The following is a 20,443-nucleotide window of genomic DNA, read 5'->3' as shown; positions in this document are numbered from 1 at the left end:
GTGCGTGAAGTGGACGAATCCGACGATGTCGAGCCGGTACGCCGGCGGGCCCGCCGCCCGCGCCGGCAACTGCCCATGTGGCAGGAGTTGCCGCTTCTGCTCATCGTGGCCTTCGGCATCGCGATACTGATCCGCACCTTCCTGTTGCAGCCGTTCTTCATCCCCTCGGGGTCCATGGAGGACACGTTGCTCGTCGGCGACCGGGTGCTGGTCAACAAAATCGTCTACGACGTACGGGACCCTCGGCGCGGTGAGGTAGTTGTCTTCCGGGGCACCGACCGATGGGTGCCGCAGGCAGCCAGCCAACCGGAGACCGGCTTCTTCCAGCGCATCGGACGCACCCTGGGGGACCTGGTCGGATTCGGTCACCCCGGAGAGAAGGACTTCATCAAGCGGGTCATCGGAGTTCCCGGTGACCGGGTGGCCTGCTGCGACGAGGTGGGGCGGGTGACCGTCAACGACGTCCCGCTCGACGAGACGTACATCCCTCGGAACTCGCCGCTGGAGGTCCCACCGAACAGCCAGGAATGTCGGTCCCGCCGCTTCGACGAGGTGGTGGTGCCACCGGGGCAGCTCTTCGTGATGGGCGATCATCGACTCGTCTCGCTGGATGCCCGATGTCAGGGGCCGGTCCCCATCGACAACGTGATTGGGCGGGCAATCGCGGTCGTGTGGCCGTACGACCGATGGACGTCGTTGTCCGTACCACCGATCTTTGAGGACTTGCCCAAGGTCGAGGCCGCCGCAGGCGGCAGTCCGGCGTTACCGGTCGACCGGGGCGCACCGGGTGGCATCGCCGTCGTGATGCCAATTCTGGGCTCGACGCTCATCACCGCGCGTTCGCGACAGCCGCGCACAGCCAGACACCGTAGGCTCCACTCGTGATTGACGAGCAGACCGACAAGCCCAAACCGCGTAGCTCATTCTGGCGAGAACTGCCCATTCTGCTGGGTGTGGCGATCCTCGTCGCGGTCCTGGTACGCGCCTTCGTCGTACAGACCTTCTACATCCCGTCCGGTTCGATGGAGCACACCCTCGAGCTCAACGATCGGGTCCTCGTCAACAAGCTGGTCTACGACTTCCGGTCCCCCGAACGGGGCGAGATCATCGTGTTCCGTGCACCAGTCGAGTGGAGCGGACGGGAGAACGAGGACTTCATCAAGCGGATCATCGGGGTCGGCGGTGACCGGGTGGTCTGCTGTGACGAACAGCAGCGGCTGGTGGTGAACGGCCACCCGCTCGACGAGCCGTACATCTACTCCCGCGACGGCGTCCGTGATCCAGTCGCCGATGAGGAGTTCGACATCACCGTCCCCGCCGGCCGGCTCTGGGTGATGGGTGACCACCGCTCGGCCTCCGGCGACTCGCTGGAACACTGGCAACGGTTCCAGAACATCGAACTGGCGACGATCCCGGAGAAGTCGGTGGTGGGACGGGCCTTCACGATCTTCTGGCCATTCAACCGGGCCACCCTGCTGTCCGTACCCGACCCCTTCAACGGGGTGCCGGATCCGAAGGGCTGACCAGCCGGTAACACCGATCTTTCGGTCTCCTAGGCTTGACCGGTGACCACGTTCACCCCTCGGCGCGCCGCCCGCGTGCTCCTTGTCGATCGCACCGACCGGGTGCTGCTGTTCCGAGGGTTTGATCCGGCACGACCCGACCACCGCTACTGGTTCACCCCGGGCGGGGGCCTGGACGGTGCCGAGGCTCCAGCAATCGGTGCCGCCCGTGAGCTGGCCGAGGAGACCGGACTGCTCCTGGATCCTGGCGAGTTGGGGGAGCCGGTCTGGCAGCAGACGATCGAGTTCTCGTTCGACGGCCGGTGGTACCGACAGGAACAGGTCTTCTTCCTGGTCCGTGTGCAGGACTGGGAGGTGGACACGACGGGCTTCACCGAGATCGAACGGGCCAGCGTCGACGATCATCGATGGTGGACCCTCGGGGAGCTGGCCCGAACGGCGGAGCGGGTGTACCCGGAAGATCTGACCGCGATACTGCGCGGGGCAATGGATGGTGCCGCCAGCGCGGAGGCTGGCGCTCGGACGGAAGCTGCCGTTCCGGCGGAGGCCGGCGCTCACGTGGAGGCTGGGGGCGCTCACGTGGAGGCTGGGGGCGCTCGCGTGGAGGCCAACGGCGCTCGCGTGGAGGCTGCTCGTGCGGACCTTGGCGTTCGGGTAGGCCGGGAGGGGGAGGAGCGATGCTGACCCCATCCCGCACCGTAGTCCGGCGCGACGGCGGCCTCTACGCGCTGGAGCGCGCGTTGCAGCGGCGCGGCTTCGAGCACGTCGCCGGAGCCGACGAGGCCGGTCGAGGTGCCTGTGCCGGCCCACTGGTCGCCGCTGCGGCGGTGCTGCCGGCAGGCCGACGCGGCGAGATCGAAGGCCTGACCGACTCCAAGCTACTGACTGCAGCGGCGCGGGAACGGATCTACGACGAGGTCCTGGCCCGAGCCCTGGCGTACGCCGTGGTGGTCATCCCTGCGGACGAGGTGGACACGCGCGGACTGCACGTGTGCAACCTTGCGGCGATGCGCCGGGCATTGGCGGCGTTGTCGACCCGGCCGGACTACGTGCTGACCGACGGGTTCGGGGTGGACGGGCTGGGCGTGCCGGGGCTGGCTGTCTGGAAGGGCGACCAAGTGGCTGCCTGTGTCGCCGCCGCGAGCGTATTGGCCAAGGTCACCCGGGATCGGATCATGGTGGAGCTGGATGCCCGGTTCCCGGGCTACGGGTTCGGCGAGCACAAGGGGTACATCACCGCCGAGCACAGCGCGGCACTGCAACGGCAGGGACCGTGCCAGGAGCACCGCTTCTCGTACGTCAATGTGGCGACGGTCTCCGGTCGAGCCGGCAGCCCGCCACGGGCCCGGCGGCCGGCGAAGATCGCCGAACCCGGGGGATTGAGGCATCACAGTTAGTAGCCGGATCGTCCGAGCGGAGCACGAAGGGTGCCGGAGCGGGGCGAGCGGCTTCGAGCCAACGGGGCGACCAGCCCCGATAGGGAGTACCGTCGGCGTGGCGTTAGGCGAGCAGCCTCGGCCGTCAACGCCGGTGGGGGAAGATGTGGCCATGGAAGGCGGAGTGCGATGAGCGCGGAAGATCTCGAAAAGTACGAGACCGAGATGGAGCTGCAGCTCTACCGGGAGTACCGCGATATCGTCCGCCAGTTCTCCTACGTCGTGGAGACTGAGCGCCGGTTCTACCTGGCCAATCAGGTGGATCTACACGTGCGGAACTCCGACGGTGAGGTCTACTTCGAGGTGGAGATGCACGACGCCTGGGTGTGGGACATGTACCGCCCTGCGCGTTTCGTGAAGAACGTCAGGGTCATGACGTTCAAGGACGTAAACGTCGAAGAGCTGGAGAAGCCGGATATCTCACTACCGGCGGACTCCGGCTTCGGGGGCTGAGGTGTTAGGAAGGGCCCCTTCTTATCGCTTTTTGCATAGGAAGGGGCCCTTCCTAACCGGCGACGGCATCAGCCACTGAACGGCTCGCAAGCACCCGATAGCAGATCAACTGCCGTTGCGGACGTTTTCCACAGGCGGGTCGGTTGTCCACAGATCGTCGCCGAGGTGCTGCCAACTACGCCAGCGCCGAGCATGCTCGGTGGTCATGCGGATTCCCCAACTGATGTCGGCGCTGCTGGCGTTCATGTCCCTGGTCGGGTCGACTCCAGCACTCCGGATCCCGGCGAATGCTGTCGCAGACAAGCGCATTGCGCCGGTTGCGGATCTTGACCGCGGGACGTTGGCTGACCGGCGTGCGGCAAGGGCGGAGGCGGAAGCCACCAGAGCATGGACCGCTCCGGCTCGGGGCAGCTTCCAGTGGCCGCTCGATGGCCGGCCCCGACCAGTACGTCGGTTCGATCCCCCGCCTCGGCCCTGGCTGCCCGGGCATCGGGGCGTCGATCTGGCCGGCGAAGCCGGCGTCCTGGTTCGTACGGCGGGTGCCGGCGTGGTGCTCTTCGCCGGCATGGTTGCTGGTCGGCCCGTGGTCAGCGTGCTCCACTCCAACGGCCTGCGAACCACCTACGAACCGGTGCAGCCCGCCGTCCGTACCGGGGACCGGCTGGGCCGAGGAGACCCGATCGGCATCCTCCTGTCCGGACACCCGGGCTGCCCGAGCGTGGCCTGCCTGCACTGGGGCCTACGCCAGGGTGACGACTATCTGGACCCGCTCGCCCTGCTCGGACCCGCACGGGTACGGCTGCTGCCGATGGGCGGCCGGACGCCGCCAGTCAGGCTGGCACGGCGAGCAGGGCGGGCAGTCGGTGAGCGAGGCGGTCGTACTCGTCGGCCCGGTTGTAGACCTGCCCGCTCAGGCGCAGCCACCCTCGGCCACCCCACGCGTTGACCGCGACCTCCGTGGCCAGCGCGTCGGCAATGCGTAACCGCAGCGCCGTCGCGTCGGCGACCGTGGTGGCCAGGCCCGCCGGCAGCGGGATGATCCGCATGGCGACTTCCGGACCGCCAGGGTCAGGCAGGTCGGCCGGTGACAGGCCGAGCGCCTCGCCCACCACCCGTTGCCCGTACGCGGCCAGGGCCGCGTTGTGCGCGCGTACCCGATCGACACCGAGGGTACGAAGCGTGTGGAGCCCGACCGGCGCGGCCAGCCAGGACGTGTAGTCCAATGTTGCCTGCCACTCCACACTGCTCGGAAAGCCCGATTCCTGTTCCCAGGACACGACGAGCGGTTCGATCCGTTCCCGCCACGCGGGTGCCACCACCAGCACGGCAGTGCCCCTCGGGGCGTACGCCCACTTGTGCAGGTTGCCGACCCAGAAGTCGGCACCGATCGCGTCCACCGGTAGCGACAGCATGCCCGGGGCGTGGGCAGCGTCGACCAGCACCGCCACGCCATGCTCGTGTGCGGCACCGGCGATCGCGGCCACCGGCAGCAGTCGGGCGGTTGGCGAGGTGATCTGGTCGACGATGAGCAGCCTGGTCCGGCCGGGTCGGAGCCCGGCTCGGACGATCTCGACGATTTCGGCGTCGGTGGCGCGCAGCGGCACCGGCAGGGTACGCAGGATCGCTCCGGTACGGCGGCACTCGCGTTGCACCGCGAGGCGTACCGCGCCGTACCCATGATCGGTGCAGACGATTTCGTCGCCCGGCTGCAGCCCGAGCGACTGGAGCACGACCGCGGAGCCGGCGGTGGCGTTCCCGACCAGGGCGGTGCCGTCTGGGTCGGCGCCGAGGAACGCGGCCAGATGCCGTCGGGTGTGGGTGATCCGATCCACCAGTCCCTGGGTGAAGAACCGTTCAGGGCTGGCCTCGGTCTCGTCGCGCAGCCGCTGCTGGGCGCGCTGTACGCCGATCGGTACCGACCCGAATGAGCCGTGGTTGAGATGGGCGACGGCCGGATCGAGGGAGAAGAGCAGCCGGGCACCGGAAAACGGGTCGGGCGGCTGTGGTTGTCCGGTGCTCACCCGGGTGATCCTATCCCCGGGACTCCCTTGTGCTGGCCGGGTGAAGAACAGGATTCCGGTTGGGAACGAACGCCTACTACCGCCAGCTTGGCGTCCGGGCACAAGCCGGCAGGGGAAGATGACTGTCGGCGGTTAGGCCCGGGGGTGGGCCTGCCGGTAGGCGGCGCGTAGCCGGTCCACCGAGACATGGGTGTAGATCTGCGTGCTCGACAGCGAGGAGTGCCCCAGCAACTCCTGTACCGCTCGCAGATCGGCACCACCCTCCAGTAGATGGGTGGCGGCGGAGTGACGTAGCCCGTGTGGGCTGGTCCGAGGCAGGCCGGCGGCGCGGGCATAGCCGCTTACGATGCGCCGGGCCATTGTGGTCTGCAACCGTCCACCCCGCGCCCCCAGTAGTAACGCCTCCCCGGAGGCGGGGCCGGCCAGGGCGGGACGACCCTGGCGCAGCCAGGCGTCCAGTGCTTGCTGGGCCGGCACTCCGTACGGGACGGAGCGCTCCTTGCTGCCCTTGCCGAGTACTCGGATCACCCGACGACTGTGGTCGACGTCGCCGGTGTCCAAGCCGCACAGTTCGCTGACCCGGACTCCCGTGCCGTAGAGCAGTTCGAGCAGGACCCGGTCGCGCAGCAGTACCGGTTCTGCCTCGTCGCCCGGGGCGGCACCGTCCACGACGGCCGGGGCGGCAGGAGTGCCGCAGTCCGCGACGGCTGCCTCGTTGCTCGGGACGGTGCTGTCCACGGCGGCAGGGGCGTTGGGCGGGCTTGTGTTGCCGGGGGCCAGGACGAGCGCTGCTGCCTGGTCGGGGCGGAGCACGGTGGGTAGCTCACGGTGGGCCTTGGGGCTGGCCAGCGGCGCACCCACGTCGGTGTCGAGCAGCCCGGTGCGGTGTGCCCAGGAGCTGAACGTGCGGGCCGATGCCGCCCGCCGGGCCAGCGAGGTACGGGCGGCCCCCTGGGTACGGAGTCTGGCCAGCCAACTCCGGAGCGCGGCGAGGTCCAGGTCACCGGCGCGGGCACAACCCATCCGGGCGGCATGGTCGAGCAGGGAGACAATGTCGGTGACGTAGGCCCGGACGGTGTGTTCGGACCGGTTGTCGACCCGAGCCAGGTGGCGCGCAAAATCGTCCACCGCGGCACGCATCGGCTCCGGCAACTCCTCGTGGAGGTCCCGGGTGCTCCTACGGTTACGACTCATCACCTCCGACCGTGGCGCGTGGCTTGGGCCGTGTCAAGTTCGGTGGCGGCAGCGCGTAGCCGCCGTCCCGGCGGATCAGTAGACCGAGTCCTTCCAGCAGGGACAGCTTCCGCAGTGTGGTGCGTACGTCCACACCGGCACGGGCGGCCAGGCTGTCCGGGCCGAGCGCTCCACGCCGGGGCACCGATTCGAGGATCAGTGCCGCCTCGTCGTCGAGCCGGTCCTGGGGGCGCTCCGGCCCCTGGACCAGTGGTGCCAGGTCGGCCCCGATCCGTCCGACCTCCTCCAGGATGTGCGTCACCCCGGTTACCAGCCGTGCCTCCGGATGCTCGCGGAGCACTTCGTGTGCTCCGATCGACATGGCGGAGGTGATCGGGCCGGGCACCACCATCGTCGGGCGGTGTAGCGCCAGGGCCCGGTGGGTGGTTTGGGTGGCACCGCTGCGTGCGGCGGCCTCCACCAGGACGGTGCCGACCGTGGCTGCCGCGATGACCCGGTTGCGGATCAGGAACCGGGGGCGCAGTGGCTCCGCACCGGGCATCCACTCGCTGATCAGGAGTCCGGTGTCGGCGATCCGGTCGAAGAGCGCGGTGTTGCCGACCGGATAGGGACGATCGACGCCACAGGCCAGCACCGCCACGGTCGGGCCGCCGGCATTGAGCGCCCCGCGATGCGCGGCGGCGTCGATCCCGTACGCGCCACCGGAGACGACGGTCCATCCCCGGTCGGCCATTCCATAGCCGATCTCGGTGGCGACATGGCTGCCATAGGGCGTGGCGGCCCGGGAGCCGACCACCGCCACCGAGCGGTCGAGTATCTCGCCCAGGGGCCACGAGCCGCGTGCCCAAATGCACAGCGGCGGTGCCGTCTCCTGGTCGACCCGGCGATCGGCACCGGCGAGCGAGAGACGTACCAGGTCCTTCACTCGGGTCGGCCACTCGTCGTCCTCGGGGATCACGATCCGCGCGCCGAGCCGCTCGGTGTGCTCGATCGCGCGCTCGGCGATCTCGCGCGGATCGCCGGCGGCCAGCCGGGCTCGTACGGCCGCGCGCAGCTTCGGGTCGGGTACGTCGCCGAGGATCAGCCGGTGCAGCGCCTCGATCGGTCCGACCCGGCTGGTCAGTCGGTAGACCGAGCGGGTGCCTGGCTCGGCCAGCCAGGTCAACGCGATCCGGGCCAGCCGAACCTCGTCCAGCCGTGGCTCGACGACGCCGACCACGGGAATCGGATTGGGCAGGCTCGCTTCCTGTTCGGTCATCAGGACTCCCCGGTACGCAGTTGGCAGGCCTCGTCCACGTCGTCCCGGTCCGGGCGGTCCCGACCGTCCAGGTCGGCGATGGTCCAGGACAGGCGAAGGACCCGGTCGAAGCCGCGGGCGGAAAGGGATCCGCTGTCCAGCCGCTGCCGCAGGGCACCGGTGGTGTGCGCGGGCAGCTGCCATGGCGGACGTCGCAGCCAGGGCCCCGGTACGTCGGCATTGACCTTCCAGCGCCGGGCAGCCCAGCGGGCGGCTGCGGCCTCTCGCGCGGCGGTGACCCGTTTCGCCACGACTGCGGAGGATTCGGATTCCGTGTCGGTCGCCATCAGGTCGGCGGCGCGGAGCGGGTCGAGGGTCACCCGTACGTCGATGCGGTCCATCAGCGGACCGGAGAGCCGCCCGAGATAACGCCGTCGGGCCAGCGGTGTGCATTCGCAGAACGTGTCGCCAGCGGGTTTCGCGCAGGGGCACGGGTTGGCGGCGAGCACCAGTTGCACCCGGGCGGGGTATTCGGTGCCACCTCGGCTCCGGTTCAGCACTACCCGGCCGTTTTCCAGTGGTTGGCGAAGTGCCTCCAGGGCGTTTCTGCCAAATTCGGGGGCTTCGTCCAAAAAGAGTACGCCTCGGTGGGCCAGTGAGAGTGCTCCGGGGCGGGCCAGTCCGGTGCCGCCACCGACCAGGGATGCGACGGTGGCCGAGTGGTGGGGGGCCTGGAACGGTGGTCGGCGGAGTAGCCGTCCGTCCGACGGAAATCGGCCAGCGATCGAGTGCAGGGCGGTCACCTCCAGCGCGGCCTCGTCATCGAGCGTGGGCAGGATGGAGGGCAGCCGCTCGGCGAGCATGGTCTTGCCGGCGCCCGGTGGGCCCAGCAGGGCGAGGTGGTGTCCGCCGGCGGCGGCGACCTCCAGGGCGCGGCGGCCCAGCCCTTGGCCGGCTACCTCGGACAGGTCCGGCCCGGTCGTCGGCCCGTCGGCCAAGACAGCCGGTGGGGCGAGCAGGGGTGCGTCGTCGCGGATGAAGGCGATGAGCCGGTGCAGGGTGTCGACCGCGCTGACGCGTACGCCGGGCACGATGGCGGCTTCGGCGGCGTTGGCCAGCGGTACGACGACCCGGGGCACTCCGGCCTGGGCGGCTGCCGCCACCATCGGCAGTACGCCCCGCACCGGTCGGACTGTGCCGTCCAGCCCCAACTCGCCGAGGACCACCACCTGTTCGAGGGGGAAGAGTGGTAGTTCGCCGGAGCCGCCGAGCAGGGCCACTGCGATGGCCAGGTCGAAGGCCGAGCCGTGCTTCGGCAGCGGGGCCGGGAGCAGGTTGACGGTGATCCGGCGGTTGGGCCAGCGTTGTCCGGAGTTGACGATGGCGGCGCGTACGCGGTCGCGGGCTTCGTTGAGCGTGGTGTCCGGTAGCCCGGACAGCACGACGGCGGGCAGCCCCGGGGCCAGGTCGGCTTCGACCTCTACGAGATGGCCGGTCACCCCGATCAGGCCCACGGAGAGCACCTTGGCGTAGCTCATCGGGCTGCCGCCTCGGCAGTCGGCTCGTGGCGAGGGTGTGGGTGCGCAGGGAGAATCGTCGCCGGTCGCGATGGTCGCGATGGTCGGTCCTGGCGCTGTGTGTTGCTTGCCTGTCCTGGCGTCATCATGGGCAGACAGTGACCGATGTCCGGGGCGAGCAACAGTCCGATCCGGACGGTCTGTGGATAACCAGGTGCCCTGTGGACAGTCGGACGATCAAGCCTGCCCTGTGCTATTGCCTGCCCGAGGCCCAGCTCAACCTGGCGTCGAGGTGGTCAGAACGCGGCCTTGAGATGCTCGACCCGGGCCGCGCCACGTCCAGACACGAACACCTCGAGCACGTCGAAGCGCACCTCACGGGGCTCAGCGGGATGCTGCGCCAGCCACTGCGCGGCGAGCCGACGCAACCGTCGGGCCTTGGCTGGCACCACCGCCTCGGCGGGGGAACCGAAGGTGTCGCTACGACGCGTCTTTACCTCGCAGAAGGCCAGTATGTCGCCGTCCCAGGCGACGATGTCGACCTCGCCCTGGTCACTGCGCCAGTTGCGGGCCACCACCCGCAGTCCAGTTGCCACCAGGTGGCGTACGGCGCACCGTTCGCCGTACGCACCGACCGCCTGTCTGACCGTCGTCATGACGGCGAGGATGCCCGGACACCCGGCTGACCAGCTACCCCGTGCACGGAGCCTGTGGACAACCGGGCGTTCTGTGGACGGCCGGACGATCATGCCGGCGATGTGTTAGGCCCCGATCGTGCCGACCGTGCCGGGACCTCATCCGGTACGACGTCCGGCTGGACTCGGTTGCGGGCAGGCTGGCGGAGGAAGACCCCGATCATCAGCGCGGCGATCAACGCGAGGCCGGCATTGGCGGCGATGGCGGTGGTGATGCCGGCGAGGACGGTATCAGTGGTCTGCGTATCAAGAGCGTGCATGGTGCCGGTCGCGATGGTGGACATGATCGGAGTGCCCAGCGTGATGCCGACCTGCTGGCTCATCGTGGTCAGCCCGGTTGCCAGCCCCTGTTCCCCGTCGGGCAGGCCGGAGGTGGCGGTGACCATGAAGCCCACGATCGCTACCAGGTTGGCCACCCCACCGGCGAAGGTAGCGATCAGCAGTCCGATGATCCAGGCCGGGTTGGGGCTGAGCAGCACCAGTGGAAGCGTGGCGACGGCTTGGGCGAGGAAACCGACGACGAGCGTCTTCTTGCTGCCGATTCGTCCGATGAGTTTCGGACCGAGGATGCCACCGAGGACGGTGCCCACTCCGAGGACCGCGAACGACATTCCGGCGGCCAGGGCCGAGTAGCCGAGCACCTGCTGGAGATAGAGGGTGAGCAGGAACACCAGGGAGGTCTCGGTGGCGAAGGCGAGCAGGCCGGCGATGTTGCCCCAGCCGAGGTTGGGCCGCCGGAGGATCGCGACCGGGACCAGCGGTGAGCCGACCCGCTTCTCGACCATCCAGAACACCGCCAGCAGGATCACGCCGACGGCCAGCGCGAGCAGCGCCCCGGGGTGGGTCCAGGACTTCTCGCCCGCGGTGGTCAGGCCGTAGACGATCGCCAGCAATCCGAGGGTCACGGTGACCGCTCCGGGGACATCGAGGGCGGGCCGCTGGGCCGGTCGGCTCTCGGACAGCACAGCGGGTGCGGTGGCGAGCACGCCGGCGGCGATCACCACGTTGATGAAGAAGGCCCATCGCCAGCTCAACCCATCGGTGAGGACCCCGCCGAGGATGGCGCCGGTGGTGAAACCGGCGGCCATCAGCGCGCCATTGAGCCCGAGCACCCGGTCGCGCAGCGGCCCCTCACGGAAGGAGGTGGTCAGCAACGACAACGCGGCCGGAGTCACCGCAGCGGTGGCCAGCCCCTGCGCCACCCGGGCGATCAGCAGTACTTCGGGGGTCTCGGCCAGGCCGCCGATCAGGGAGGAGACACCCAGCAGCGCGATGCCGGCCAGGAATATCCGCCGCCGACCGAAGAGATCGGCGACCCGCCCGAAGAGGAGTGTGAAGCCGGCCGCGAAGAGTGCGTACGAGGTGGCGATCCACTGGAGGTTCTCCAGCGAGAAGCCGACGTCGGCGCCGATCGCTGGCAGCGCGACGTTGAGGATCGAGAAGTCCACGGCGAGTGTGAAGCTCGCGGTCATGAGTACGACGAGGATGAGTCGCTCCCGCCGAGTCAGCCGGGTGCGGGCCCGCTCGTCCGATGCGGTGCTGGTCATGATCGGGTCTTGCCTTTCGGAGATCTGGTGACGTTTTCGGATCGTCACCACCCTCGGCCGGGCGGCGTGCGGCAACCAGGTCCCCGATCTGCCTAGCCTGACGCTGCCTGGCACTGACAGGGGTAGGCGGCGGTTTCGACGACCGGGTCATGATGGGGACATGCGGAGTGCAGGCAGCCTGGATGCAGGCACCCTCGGGGACTTTCTACGGACCCTTCGTGCGCGGATCACCCCGGAGTCGGTCGGCCTGATCTCCTACGGTGCTCGCCGAGTGCCTGGACTGCGGCGCGAGGAACTGGCCCAGTTGGCCGGGGTGAGCCCCACCTACTACACGCGGCTGGAGCAGGGGCAGAGCGTGAACGCCTCCGAGTCGGTCATCGAGGCACTGGCCCGCGCCTTGGCGCTGGACAACGACGAGCGGGCCCACCTGTACGAGTTGGCCCGACCACAGCCGGGTCGCCGGAGCCGACCGCCCCGACCGGAGGTGGCCCGACCGGGTACGAGACAGCTCATCAACGCCATGACCGAGGTGCCGGCGGTGGTGCTGGGACTTCGGAACGAGGTGCTGGCGTGGAACCGGCTCGGACATCTGCTGCTCGCCGGTCACCAGGACTTCACGGCACCGGATCGGCCGGCTGATCGGCCGAACCTGACCCGGATGCTGTTTCTCGACCCGCACACCCGTGAGCTCCATGTCCGGTGGGACGAGGAGGCGGCCCGAGCGGTTGCGGCGCTGCGGCTGGTCGCCGGGCGGTTTCCCGACGACCCGGCGCTCGCGACGTTGATCGGCGAGCTCTGCATGAAGAGCCCGGCGTTCGCCGGTCTGTGGGCGAAACACTCGGTTCGTAGTTGTATTTCGGGAACCAAGCAGCTGCGACATCCGGTCGTCGGTCAGCTTGAGGTCGCCTTCGAGGTCATGCACCTGCCTGACGATTCCGGTCAGCGGATCATCACGTACACCGCGGCACCCGGTACCGGGTCGGAGGCGGCGCTTCGGCTGCTCGGTGCGGGGCTCGACCTGCCCGCGTACGCCCCGGCCGTCCGCTGACCAGGGGGCCAGAAGGTCGAACGCGGACAGCGCGACTTCGCGGCAATTCACGACGATAGGGAACGTTTCCGGACAAAACCGCCGGCAGGGGTTTGTGTGCGGGCGGTTCAGGTAGGGGGCGTACACTGGTCGACTGGCGACCGCCTCGTGCGGTCGACCTCGCGTGCCCTCTCCACGGGTCCCCGTCTTCCGGGTCTCCGTGGGGCGCCGACTCCCTGGTCTCGATCTTGATCGAGTCCACCCTGCCGGCGACCAGGCACCAGGGTGCCCGGCCACCGGCCGGGTCATGACAACCAGGGACTTCAAAGGAGCACCCCACCATGGCCGTAGTGACCATGCGTCAGCTGCTGGAAAGCGGCGTCCACTTCGGGCACCAGACCCGGCGCTGGAACCCGAAGATGAAGCGCTTCATCTTCACCGAGCGCAACGGCATCTACATCATCGACCTGCGCCAGACCCTCGACTACATCGAGAAGGCGTACGAGTTCGTCCGTAACACCGTTGCCGAGGGCGGCAGCATCCTCTTCGTTGGTACCAAGAAGCAGGCCCAGGAGGCCATCGCCGAGCAGGCGACCCGGGTTGGCCAGCCCTTCGTCAACCACCGCTGGCTGGGCGGCATGCTGACCAACTTCCAGACGGTCTACAAGCGGCTCCAGCGGATGAAGGAGCTGGAGGCGCTGGGCGACCTGTCCGGCACCGCGGCTGGCTACACCAAGAAGGAGACCCTGCAGCTCTCCCGCGAGAAGATCAAGCTCAGCCGTACGCTGGGTGGTCTGCGGGACATGCAGAAGCTGCCGTCGGCGATCTGGGTGGTCGACACCAAGAAGGAGCACATCGCCGTCGACGAGGCCCGCAAGCTGGGCATCCCGGTGATCGCGGTGCTCGACACCAACTGCGACCCCGACGAGGTCGACTTCCCGATCCCGGGTAACGACGACGCGATCCGCTCCGCCGAGCTGCTGACCAAGGTCATCGCGGCTGCCGTCGGCGACGGCCTGATCGCCCGCTCCGGCAAGCGCCGTGGCGCCGACGAGAAGCCCGAGCCGGGTGTCGTCGCCGCCGACGAGCCGCTCGCCGAGTGGGAGCGGGAGCTGATCGAGGACACCGAGAAGAAGGCTGACGAGCCTGCGGTGGCCGCCGCAGAGTGACCTCGCTGTCTGGTCCGCCGGCCGCCTCGTGCGGCCGGCGGACCGACCGGGTACGACTGCTCCGTCGCACTACCGGGTAACCCCACTATCGGGTAAGCCCCATCGACCACCCAACCAGCCGCGTCACACACGAAGAGAGAGTCATGGCCAACTTCACCGCCGCGGACGTCAAGAAGCTCCGGGACCTGACCGGTTCCGGAATGATGGACTGCAAGAAGGCGCTCACCGACGCCGAGGGCGACTTCGACAAGGCCGTAGAGATCCTGCGCGTCAAGGGCGCCAAGGACGTCGGCAAGCGGGCCGGCCGTACCACCGCCAACGGTCTGGTCGCCCACTCCGGCAAGGCGCTGCTCGAACTCAACTGCGAGACCGACTTCGTCGCCAAGAACGACGCCTTCATCGCGCTGGCCCAGCAGCTGGTCGAGCACGGTGAGCAGATCGGCGCCGCCGATGCCGAGGCGCTGCTCGCCTCGACGATGGCCGACGGCCGTACCGTGGCCGACCTCCTCCAGGAGCAGTCCGCCAAGATCGGCGAGAAGCTGGTGCTGAACCGGTTCGGCGTGCTCGCCGGCACCGTAGCGGTCTACCTGCACCGCAAGAGCCAGGACCTGCCGCCGCAGGTGGGCGTGCTGGTGGAGTACACCGGCAAGTCCGACGAGGCCGCCGACGCCGACGCGCGTGCCGTCGCGATGCAGATCGCCGCAATGCGTCCGAAGTACGTGATCCGCGACGAGGTTCCGGCCGACATCGTGGAGTCGGAGCGGCGGATCGCCGAGCAGACCGCCCGCGAGGAGGGCAAGCCGGAAGCGGCCATGTCCAAGATCATCGAGGGCCGGGTCAACGCCTTCTTCAAGGACTTTGTTCTGATCGAGCAGGCGTCCGTCGCCGACAACAAGAAGTCGGTCAAGCAGGTGCTGGCCGAGGCCGGCATCGACGTGACCCGCTTCCTGCGGTTCGAGGTCGGGCAGGCCTGATCAGCATCCGATGAGCTGGGCGCGGGACCACCGCGCCTGGACCGGGACGACATCGCAGAGGAGGCCGCTGGTGTATGCGACAGGCACCGCGGCCTCCTCGTCACATAGGGTCATCACCGGCAGGTTGGGTGACATCGTGCAGCGGGCATGCCCGCGAAGGAGAGGCGGGTCGGATGACGCAGGTTGTTGATGGTCGGCCCCGGGCGGAAGAGGACCCTACCGCGCCCCCGCCCGGCCGGGCCCGACGCGTGGTCCTCAAGCTGTCCGGCGAGGTCTTCGGCGGTGGCGCCATCGGGGTGGACCCCGACGTGGTCCAGGCCATTGCGCGCCAGATCGCGACGGTCGTACGGCGAGGCATCCAGGTCTCCGTCGTGGTCGGTGGCGGCAACTTCTTCCGTGGTGCCGAGCTGCAGAAGCGCGGTATGGACCGGGCTCGAGCCGACTACATGGGCATGCTCGGCACCGTGATGAACTGCCTGGCCCTCCAGGATTTCCTGGAGAAGGAGGGCGTCGAGACGCGGGTGCAGAGCGCGATCACGATGGCCCAGGTCGCCGAGCCGTACATCCCCCTGCGGGCGATCCGGCACCTGGAGAAGGGCCGCGTGGTGATCTTCGGCGCGGGTGCGGGGATGCCCTACTTCTCCACCGACACGGTCGCCGCCCAGCGCGCGCTGGAGATCCGCGCCGACGTGGTGCTGATGAGCAAGAACGGGGTGGACGCGGTCTACACGGCCGACCCCCGGACCGACCCGACCGCGAGCAAGCTGGACACGATCACCTTCTCCGAGGCGCTGCGCCGGGGTCTGCGGGTCGCCGACGCGGCAGCCTTCAGCCTGTGCATGGAGAACGGCCTGCCGATGCTGGTCTTCGGCGCCGAGGGGGACGACACCATCATCCGCGCCGTCGGCGGCGACCGGATCGGGACGTTGATCACGGCGTGAGCCGTGACCGATAGGGCGAGCACGGCGTGAGCCGTGACCGGTAGGGCGAGCACGGCGTGAGCCGTGACCGATAGGCGGGAACCGGTCTAGGCCGTTCCCGGTGGCGGGAAGCGGCGTGAGCCGTGACTGGTAGCCGGAGGCGGTGCAGGCCGTGACCGGCGGCCGGGTCGGACGTGAGTTGAGCGCCTTCGACGACGGCGCTCAGAAGAAGGAGGCGACGGAAAAGGTGATCGACGATACGCTCCTCGAGGCCGAGGAGAAGATGGACCGGGCGATCGAGCACGCCAAGGAAGAGTTTGCGGCGATTCGCACCGGCCGGGCTCACCCCGCGATGTTCTCAAAGATCGTCATCGACTATTACGGCACGCCCACCCCGTTGACCCAGATGGCGTCGATCGGCGTTCCCGAGCCGCGAATGGCGCTTATCAAGCCGTACGACGCGTCGCAGCTGGGCGCGATGGAGCGGGCGATCCGCGATTCCGACCTCGGGGTCAACCCCAACAACGAGGGCAACCAGCTCCGAATTCTGTTGCCGCAGATGACCGAGGAGCGGCGGCGCGAAATGATCAAGATCGCCCGAGGTAAGGGCGAGGATGCCAAGGTGGCGATCCGCAACATCCGGCGGAAGGCCAAGGAGGAACTCGACCGTATCGTCAAGGATGGCGAGGCGGGCGAGGACGACGGACGGCGCGCCGAGAAGGAGTTGGACGACGTCACCCACAGGTACGTCACCAACGTGGACGAGCTGGTGAAGCACAAGGAAGCCGAGCTGCTCGAGGTCTGATGTCATATTCCGACCCCCACGGCAGGACTGAGCCTCGTGGCTGGCCGCCCCCGGAGACCCCCATCCGGCACTGGGACGACAGCGATGACGAGCCTCCGCGTCGGGTGCGGCACACCGGTGCCGCGCCCGACCCCTATGCCGCCGACTCGCGTTTCGACTTGGGCGAACGTCCCTGGGACGAGGACCCGCCCACCCTGGTTCAGCCTCGCGTCGAGACGGATACGACGCCCGGCGAGGGCGGACCGGATGAGTGGTCCGGTCGGCACGAGGTGCCGCTGTCCGCGTACGCGGAGGCTGTCGGCGACCACGACGTAGCCGAGCCGTATCCGGCGGCCGACCCGGGTGCCGTCCCGATGCCGGACCCGGCCGAGGAGGTCGCCCCGCCACGGCGGGGTCCCGGCCGACGTCGGGCCAGCCGCTCTCGGCCGCCCACCCGGGCCAGCCGGGCCGGCCGGAACCTGCCCGCCGCGATCGCCGTGGGGCTCACCCTCGGTGCCCTCGTTGTGGTGCCGCTCTTCCTGTACAAGCTGGCCTTCGTCGCCGTGATCGGCGCTGCGGTCGCCGTCGGCATCTGGGAGATGACCCGCGCGATCCGGACCAGTGGTGCCAACCCGCCGCTGGTGCCCCTGGTCGGTGGCGGTCTGCTGATGGTCGGGCTGGCCTGGTGGGCGGGGCCGGACGCGCTGAGCCTCGGTCTATTGGTCACCGTGCTGTCGGCGCTGGTGTGGCGGCTCGGTGACGGGCCAGCGGGCTTCCAGCGGGACCTGACCGCGAGTGCTTTGATTGCGGTCTATGTGCCGTTCCTCGGTGGCTTTGCCGCGCTGCTGGCCGCGCCTGCGGATGGGGACCTGCGGGTGCTGGTCACCCTCGCCGCGGTAGTGCTCTCCGACACCGGCGGGTACGTCGCCGGAGTGCTCTACGGCAAGCACCCGATGGCACCGACAGTGAGCCCGAAGAAGTCCTGGGAGGGGTTCGCCGGGTCGGTGACCGCGACCGCGTTGGGCAGCGCGTTGCTGCTGTGGCTTCTACTCGACGTCGCCCCGTGGTGGGGAGCAGTGTTCGGGCTGGCGGTCTCCGGCGCGGCGGTCCTCGGTGACCTGGGCGAGTCGATGATCAAGAGGGATCTTGGCGTCAAGGACATGAGCAACCTGCTGCCGGGGCACGGCGGCCTGATGGATCGGTTGGACTCCATACTGTTCGCGCTGCCGACCGCCTATCTGCTCCTGGCGATCTTCGCCCCGGCGGGCTGACTCGGCAGGATGACCGTGTGGAGTCACACTTTCCGGACCCCGGCCCGAGGAACTGACCCGCTTCGGGCCACACGGCCCCGCACCTTGGTGCGAGAACGTGGGAGACTGGACGGGCCATGACAAGCCTGCCCGTGATCCCGATCAGTCCGGACGCCCCCGTCGGAGCCACCACCGCTTCGCCCCGCGCGTCGATGCCACCCCGCCATCTTGCCGACCTCGACCTGCCCGGGCGGCAGGCGCTGGTCCAGGAGTTGGGCGAGCCGGCGTTCCGCGCCAAGCAGATGTCCACCCATTACTTCGGCCGGCTGGTACGCGATCCGGCACAGATGACCGATTTGCCAGCGGCGACCCGGGATCGGCTCGCCGAGGCGCTGCTGCCCACCCTGCTCCGGCCAATACGGGAACTGGTCTGCGACGACGGTGCCACCCGCAAGGCGCTGTGGCGGCTGCACGACGGTTCGATGGTCGAGAGCGTGCTGATGGGTTACCCGGACCGGGTGACCGTCTGCATCTCCAGCCAGGCCGGCTGTGGCATGGCCTGCCCGTTCTGCGCGACCGGCCAAGCCGGGCTGACCCGTAACCTGTCCACCGCCGAGATCGTCGACCAGGCCGTCTACCTCGCCGGGGTGGCCGCTTCCGGTGCGGTGGCCGGGTCTCCGCCCCGGTTGTCGCACGTCGTCTTCATGGGCATGGGCGAGCCGTTGGCCAACTATTCCCGGGTGATGGCGGCGATCCGACGGCTCTGCGCCCCGGCACCCGAGGGGCTCGGTCTGTCCCAGCGGCATATCACCGTCTCCACGGTGGGGCTGGTGCCGGCGATGCGTCGGCTGGCCGCCGAGGATCTCTCGGTGACGTTGGCGCTCTCCCTGCACGCACCCGACGACGAACTGCGCGACGAGCTGGTCCCGGTCAACCAGCGGTGGAAGGTGGCCGAGGTGCTGGACGCGGCGTGGGACTACGCCGCCCGTACCGGCCGTCGGGTATCGATCGAATACGCGATGATCAGAGACGTGAACGACCAGCCCTGGCGGGCCGACCTGCTCGGTCGGTTGCTGGCCGGTCGGTTGGCCCATGTGAATCTCATCCCACTCAACCCAACTCCGGGTAGCCGCTGGGATGCCAGCCCGAAGCCGGTCGAGCGGGAGTTCGTACGCCGACTGCGTGCAGCCGGGGTCTCCACCACGGTCCGGGACACCCGGGGCCGGGAGATCGACGGTGCGTGTGGGCAGTTGGCCGCTGCGGAGGGGGAGACGTGAGCCTGCGTCGTGGACGACGTGACGACCAAGCAGACCAGGAGACATAGTGGCGGAACAGGGTCAGCGTTTCCGGCGTAAGGCGCTGCGCCGGGGCTACAAGGTCGACGAGGTGGACGACTTTCTCGACCGGGTCGAGGCCATCCTCGCTGGTGAGCAGTCTGGGGCGCCGATCACTGCCGAAGACGTCCACGACGTCGTCTTTCGCGTCCGCTTCAACGGCTATGACGAGTGGCAGGTCGACCTGCATCTGGACCGGGTCGAACGGCAGTTGGCCGAGCTGGAGGAGCGCGGCGGGCGAAAGCGTACCGCCGACTCTCGCCCGGCGGACCGGCCCGAGCGGATGGGGCCGCCCGACCGGCTGGGACCGCCGGATCAGCCGGATCGGATGGGCCCGCCGGCTCGGATGGGCGCACCGGATCGGCCGGATCGGATGGGCCCGCCCGACCGGCTAGGACCGCCCGATCGGATGGGGCCGCCGGATCGGATGGGGCCGCCCGACCGGCTAGGGCCGCCAGATCGGCCGGACCGGCCGGACCGAATGGGCCCACCAGCAATGCGCGACGAACCGGGTCACCCCCCGGTTGCCCCGCCGATGCCACCCCGCCAGATGCCGGCTCCGGCCGGCCCGCCAGACCGGTACGGCCGCTACGACCAGCCACCTGGTGGCTCGTATGGGGGCGGCGACTACGAGGGTTCTCGTGGCGAGTTCGATGGTCCGCGCGGGCCGGGTGGCCCAGGCCGGTCCCGGGGCCCAGCCGGGTACGACGGTCGTCCCGACCTGGACGACGAGTTCGAGCAGTTCGAACGGCGTGAGCCGGGCCGGCACGGTAAGCCGGAGATGACTACCGAGATTCTGTTGCCGGAACCGGGTAGCCGACTGGGTGGCGGCCGGAGTCAACCCGAGCCGCGTGGCCCGGGCCGAAAGGCGGGGCCGGGCGTGCCGCCGATGGCAGGCCCGCCGCCGGGTGGAGGGCCGTCGGGTGGTCCAGGGTTCGGTGGACCGCCTGTGGCTGGTCCGCCAGCCGGGGGACAGGCCGGTGGTCCAGGGTTCGGGGGACCGCCCGTCGGGGGACCGCCCCTTGGTGGACCCCCGATGGCTGGCCCGCCGTTGGCCGGTGGCAGCGACGCACAGCGGATCGACCACATCCGTCGGACCTTCCAGGTACGGCGGTTCGGCAGCGGCTACGACCGACGACAGGTCGACCAGTTGTTCGAGGACATCCTGGTGAGCATGGCGGGCCGTGGCCCGATGCCGGTCAACCCGGCCGAACTGGAGACGATTCAGTTCGAGCTGGTGTCGGGTGGCTACTTCGAGGCTGAGGTCGACGCAGCGCTCAAGGAAGTCAAGGACCTGCTCATGCGGCGGCGCTGACCGGCATCTTCGACACACAGGTAGGCCCGCCCCGGAATTCCGGGGCG

At 69.3% G+C, this 20,443-nt stretch carries 20 protein-coding genes; 14 read left to right on the top strand and 6 right to left on the bottom strand.

What is annotated here, in order from left to right; all coding sequences use genetic code 11:
• The 6 genes from lepB (ACWDV4_RS15645) (at nucleotide 1) to ACWDV4_RS15620 (ending at nucleotide 4,358) form a co-directional block, all read left to right on the top strand.
• Nucleotides 1-885, top strand: a complete 885-nt coding sequence (lepB, locus tag ACWDV4_RS15645; protein ID WP_449978908.1) for a signal peptidase I — start codon at nucleotides 1-3, stop codon at nucleotides 883-885.
• The gene (gene lepB / locus ACWDV4_RS15640; RefSeq protein WP_449978905.1) at nucleotides 882-1,523 is read left to right on the top strand and encodes a signal peptidase I; all 642 of its coding nucleotides are present in this window, start codon (nucleotides 882-884) and stop codon (nucleotides 1,521-1,523) included. Before lepB (ACWDV4_RS15645) ends, lepB (ACWDV4_RS15640) begins: the two co-directional genes overlap by 4 nt.
• Nucleotides 1,524-1,565: 42 nt before the next feature.
• The gene (locus ACWDV4_RS15635; RefSeq protein WP_449978902.1) at nucleotides 1,566-2,207 is read left to right on the top strand and encodes an NUDIX hydrolase; all 642 of its coding nucleotides are present in this window, start codon (nucleotides 1,566-1,568) and stop codon (nucleotides 2,205-2,207) included.
• Entirely contained in the window at nucleotides 2,201-2,920 is a 720-nt protein-coding gene (locus tag ACWDV4_RS15630) for a ribonuclease HII (RefSeq protein WP_449978899.1), read from the top strand. Before ACWDV4_RS15635 ends, ACWDV4_RS15630 begins: the two co-directional genes overlap by 7 nt.
• Nucleotides 2,921-3,088: 168 nt before the next feature.
• Nucleotides 3,089-3,412 (top strand): DUF2469 domain-containing protein, encoded by a 324-nt coding sequence (locus tag ACWDV4_RS15625; protein WP_007075222.1) that lies wholly within the window; start codon nucleotides 3,089-3,091, stop codon nucleotides 3,410-3,412.
• A gap of 223 nt (nucleotides 3,413-3,635) precedes the next feature.
• A complete protein-coding gene (locus tag ACWDV4_RS15620; protein ID WP_449979172.1) occupies nucleotides 3,636-4,358 on the top strand; it encodes a murein hydrolase activator EnvC family protein in 723 nt (240 codons plus the stop codon).
• On the opposite strand, the gene ACWDV4_RS15615 is transcribed toward ACWDV4_RS15620, so the two are convergent.
• The 6 genes from ACWDV4_RS15615 to ACWDV4_RS15590 form a co-directional block, all read right to left on the bottom strand.
• Complete coding sequence (locus ACWDV4_RS15615) at nucleotides 4,243-5,433, bottom strand: aminotransferase class V-fold PLP-dependent enzyme (RefSeq protein ID WP_449978897.1); 1,191 nt, start codon at nucleotides 5,431-5,433, stop codon at nucleotides 4,243-4,245. The genes ACWDV4_RS15620 and ACWDV4_RS15615 overlap by 116 nt on opposite strands.
• A 132-nt stretch (nucleotides 5,434-5,565) precedes the next feature.
• A complete protein-coding gene (locus ACWDV4_RS15610) occupies nucleotides 5,566-6,627 on the bottom strand; it encodes a tyrosine recombinase XerC (protein WP_449978895.1) in 1,062 nt (353 codons plus the stop codon).
• Nucleotides 6,617-7,885 (bottom strand): DNA-processing protein DprA, encoded by a 1,269-nt coding sequence (locus tag ACWDV4_RS15605; RefSeq protein WP_449978892.1) that lies wholly within the window; start codon nucleotides 7,883-7,885, stop codon nucleotides 6,617-6,619. The genes ACWDV4_RS15610 and ACWDV4_RS15605 overlap by 11 nt, the downstream gene beginning before the upstream one ends.
• Complete coding sequence (locus tag ACWDV4_RS15600) at nucleotides 7,885-9,402, bottom strand: YifB family Mg chelatase-like AAA ATPase (RefSeq protein ID WP_449978890.1); 1,518 nt, start codon at nucleotides 9,400-9,402, stop codon at nucleotides 7,885-7,887. The genes ACWDV4_RS15605 and ACWDV4_RS15600 overlap by 1 nt, the downstream gene beginning before the upstream one ends.
• Before the next feature lie 275 nt (nucleotides 9,403-9,677).
• Nucleotides 9,678-10,037: a YraN family protein gene (locus tag ACWDV4_RS15595; protein WP_449978888.1), complete on the bottom strand. Its 360-nt coding sequence runs from the start codon at nucleotides 10,035-10,037 to the stop codon at nucleotides 9,678-9,680.
• A gap of 89 nt (nucleotides 10,038-10,126) precedes the next feature.
• Nucleotides 10,127-11,623, bottom strand: coding sequence for an MFS transporter (locus ACWDV4_RS15590; RefSeq protein ID WP_449978885.1), 1,497 nt, complete (start codon nucleotides 11,621-11,623; stop codon nucleotides 10,127-10,129).
• A 160-nt stretch (nucleotides 11,624-11,783) separates the two neighbouring features.
• Here ACWDV4_RS15590 and ACWDV4_RS15585 point away from each other — a divergent pair, with 160 nt between their 5' ends.
• The 8 genes from ACWDV4_RS15585 to ACWDV4_RS15550 all read left to right on the top strand — a co-directional run bounded on the left by ACWDV4_RS15585 (nucleotide 11,784) and on the right by ACWDV4_RS15550 (nucleotide 20,396).
• Complete coding sequence (locus ACWDV4_RS15585; RefSeq protein ID WP_449978882.1) at nucleotides 11,784-12,671, top strand: helix-turn-helix transcriptional regulator; 888 nt, start codon at nucleotides 11,784-11,786, stop codon at nucleotides 12,669-12,671.
• Nucleotides 12,672-12,991: 320 nt separating this feature from the next.
• The gene (gene rpsB / locus ACWDV4_RS15580) at nucleotides 12,992-13,819 is read left to right on the top strand and encodes a 30S ribosomal protein S2 (protein ID WP_449978880.1); all 828 of its coding nucleotides are present in this window, start codon (nucleotides 12,992-12,994) and stop codon (nucleotides 13,817-13,819) included.
• Between the two features lie 143 nt (nucleotides 13,820-13,962).
• The gene (gene tsf / locus ACWDV4_RS15575) at nucleotides 13,963-14,793 is read left to right on the top strand and encodes a translation elongation factor Ts (RefSeq protein WP_449978878.1); all 831 of its coding nucleotides are present in this window, start codon (nucleotides 13,963-13,965) and stop codon (nucleotides 14,791-14,793) included.
• Nucleotides 14,794-14,966: 173 nt separating this feature from the next.
• Nucleotides 14,967-15,734, top strand: a complete 768-nt coding sequence (gene pyrH, locus ACWDV4_RS15570) for a UMP kinase (protein ID WP_449978875.1) — start codon at nucleotides 14,967-14,969, stop codon at nucleotides 15,732-15,734.
• Nucleotides 15,735-15,960: 226 nt separating this feature from the next.
• Nucleotides 15,961-16,518, top strand: coding sequence for a ribosome recycling factor (frr, locus tag ACWDV4_RS15565; RefSeq protein WP_449979170.1), 558 nt, complete (start codon nucleotides 15,961-15,963; stop codon nucleotides 16,516-16,518).
• The gene (locus tag ACWDV4_RS15560; protein ID WP_449978872.1) at nucleotides 16,518-17,768 is read left to right on the top strand and encodes a phosphatidate cytidylyltransferase; all 1,251 of its coding nucleotides are present in this window, start codon (nucleotides 16,518-16,520) and stop codon (nucleotides 17,766-17,768) included. Before frr ends, ACWDV4_RS15560 begins: the two co-directional genes overlap by 1 nt.
• 116 nt (nucleotides 17,769-17,884) lie before the next feature.
• On the top strand, nucleotides 17,885-19,024 hold the full coding sequence (gene rlmN / locus ACWDV4_RS15555; protein WP_449978870.1) for a 23S rRNA (adenine(2503)-C(2))-methyltransferase RlmN: 1,140 nt from the start codon (nucleotides 17,885-17,887) through the stop codon (nucleotides 19,022-19,024).
• A gap of 46 nt (nucleotides 19,025-19,070) precedes the next feature.
• Entirely contained in the window at nucleotides 19,071-20,396 is a 1,326-nt protein-coding gene (locus ACWDV4_RS15550; RefSeq protein WP_449978867.1) for a DivIVA domain-containing protein, read from the top strand.
• Nucleotides 20,397-20,443 lie beyond the last annotated feature (47 nt).

The sequence above is a fragment of the Micromonospora sp. NPDC003197 genome (assembly GCF_053590565.1).
This window is presented reverse-complemented; position numbering and strand designations above follow the sequence as displayed.

Bases quoted from the DNA above. Each gene is read 5' to 3' on its own strand.
- ACWDV4_RS15630 (WP_449978899.1), top strand. From the start codon at position 2,201: ATGCTGACCCCATCCCGCACCGTAGTCCGGCGCGACGGCGGCCTCTAC.
- ACWDV4_RS15625 (WP_007075222.1), top strand. From the start codon at position 3,089: ATGAGCGCGGAAGATCTCGAAAAGTACGAGACCGAGATGGAGCTGCAG.
- ACWDV4_RS15620 (WP_449979172.1), top strand. From the start codon at position 3,636: ATGTCGGCGCTGCTGGCGTTCATGTCCCTGGTCGGGTCGACTCCAGCA.
- ACWDV4_RS15610 (WP_449978895.1), bottom strand. From the start codon at position 6,627: ATGAGTCGTAACCGTAGGAGCACCCGGGACCTCCACGAGGAGTTGCCG.
- ACWDV4_RS15605 (WP_449978892.1), bottom strand. From the start codon at position 7,885: ATGACCGAACAGGAAGCGAGCCTGCCCAATCCGATTCCCGTGGTCGGC.
- ACWDV4_RS15600 (WP_449978890.1), bottom strand. From the start codon at position 9,402: ATGAGCTACGCCAAGGTGCTCTCCGTGGGCCTGATCGGGGTGACCGGC.
- ACWDV4_RS15595 (WP_449978888.1), bottom strand. From the start codon at position 10,037: ATGACGACGGTCAGACAGGCGGTCGGTGCGTACGGCGAACGGTGCGCC.
- ACWDV4_RS15590 (WP_449978885.1), bottom strand. From the start codon at position 11,623: ATGACCAGCACCGCATCGGACGAGCGGGCCCGCACCCGGCTGACTCGG.
- ACWDV4_RS15585 (WP_449978882.1), top strand. From the start codon at position 11,784: ATGCGGAGTGCAGGCAGCCTGGATGCAGGCACCCTCGGGGACTTTCTA.
- rpsB (WP_449978880.1), top strand. From the start codon at position 12,992: ATGGCCGTAGTGACCATGCGTCAGCTGCTGGAAAGCGGCGTCCACTTC.
- tsf (WP_449978878.1), top strand. From the start codon at position 13,963: ATGGCCAACTTCACCGCCGCGGACGTCAAGAAGCTCCGGGACCTGACC.
- pyrH (WP_449978875.1), top strand. From the start codon at position 14,967: ATGACGCAGGTTGTTGATGGTCGGCCCCGGGCGGAAGAGGACCCTACC.
- ACWDV4_RS15560 (WP_449978872.1), top strand. From the start codon at position 16,518: ATGTCATATTCCGACCCCCACGGCAGGACTGAGCCTCGTGGCTGGCCG.
- rlmN (WP_449978870.1), top strand. From the start codon at position 17,885: ATGACAAGCCTGCCCGTGATCCCGATCAGTCCGGACGCCCCCGTCGGA.